2 protein-coding genes are annotated in these 1,481 nt (G+C 42.5%); both read right to left on the bottom strand.

Annotated elements, in window-relative coordinates; translation table 11 throughout:
* Positions 1 to 102: 102 nt before the first annotated feature.
* Positions 103 to 1,068 carry a TerC/Alx family metal homeostasis membrane protein gene (locus ACP45E_RS22590; RefSeq protein ID WP_017038192.1) on the bottom strand — a complete coding sequence of 322 codons (966 nt, stop codon included), beginning with the start codon at positions 1,066 to 1,068 and terminating at the stop codon, positions 103 to 105.
* A gap of 177 nt (positions 1,069 to 1,245) precedes the next feature.
* On the bottom strand, positions 1,246 to 1,481 hold a 236-nt coding region (locus ACP45E_RS22585; protein ID WP_206743912.1), incomplete at its 5' end, for a hypothetical protein.

Here is a 1,481-nt window from a genome sequence, read left to right as displayed (position 1 = left end):
CTAATGAAAGGTTCAATAGCCGCAGGCCAAGATTTAATGGTTTGAGTACCTGGTTATCTCAATTCGGGATCATGAACATGCCTTATTCAGCCTTATTCAGCCTTATTCAGCGATGCTGTCTACGCCACATTGAGGTGGTTTTTTCTGAACTTGCTGCCTGACAGATGCAATAACCGCAATACTCATGGTGACCAGCAATACAATCAATGAAATGTAGGTCGGAATTTCATAATCGGTGCCCACCAGCAGCATTTTGATACCAATAAAGACCATCACAAATGACAATGCAGGTTTTAAGTACACAAATTTGTCCATCATGCCTTGCAGCACAAAATACAAGGAACGCAACCCGAGCAAGGCAAAGACATTCGCTGCAAGCACCAAAAACGGCTCTCGCGTTACAGCAAAGATCGCGGGGATTGAATCCAGAGCAAACATCACATCCATAAACGCGATCACACCAATCACAATCAGCATTGGTGTTGCCATCCATGCCCCTTTAATTTTCACCAACAGTGCATTACCGTTGAACTCATCAGTGACAGGAATCAAACGACGTATCATTTTCTCTGGCAGTGGATTGAGCTCTTCATGGCCGTTATCTCTTGCTAAATTAATCCCTGTCCATATTAGAAACAACGCGAACAAATACAGTAGCCAATGATATTGCTCTAGTAACTGAGCGCCCACGCTAATCATTATGGCTCTTAAGACTAATGCGCCAACCACACCCCAAAGTAAGGCTCTGGGTCTTAAGTGTTCAGGAACCGCATATTGATGAAATATGATGGCGAAGATGAACAGATTATCGACACTCAACGACTTTTCTAGCAGATACCCCGTAATAAAAGACATTGAGGTTTTTTTAGCTGAATAGTCACTGTCTGGCGCGTAGATATCCCAAAAAAAGAAAAGGGTTAGCGCGAACACAAAAGCGAAAGCAAACCAGACGACACTCCAAATAGATGCTTTTTTGATCGAGATATTCCCGCCTCGGGTCTGCCAAATGTCGAGCAAAACCAAGATAAGCGTGAGTAAACCAAAAACGAAGTAAATTTCTAGGGACATAATTCCTCCAGGGTGGAGGGATCGTACATCGATCACTTTAGGTCAGTAAGCTTGAATATCAGTAAACTCAAGTCAGTAACCTCAGCAACGAAGCCCTCCACAAACAAAATGTACGATACAGAGCACATGAACGTTCTCTATATCGCTTTGATTGTGTTGGTCTTGTCGAAGCTAGATTCAATAGTAATGAATCCACTTATACTTACCGGAAAAGCGAACGCTTAACGAGATGACGATAAGTAAACTAAAGGCGACTACTCCCCAAACAAGCGAATAGTAAGGCCAAATCAGATTCTCGTCTACTAGAAAACAGTCATGATTTAGCAATAAATCACGACATAGCAAATAGGGATTTGTTTGGGAATCGAAGAGAAACTTATAAGTGAGACAGCCATAGCCGAGCATAAAGTCCC

The sequence above is a fragment of the Vibrio genomosp. F10 str. 9ZD137 genome, from assembly GCF_049974785.1.
Lineage (GTDB): Bacteria > Pseudomonadota > Gammaproteobacteria > Enterobacterales > Vibrionaceae > Vibrio.
This window is presented reverse-complemented; position numbering and strand designations above follow the sequence as displayed.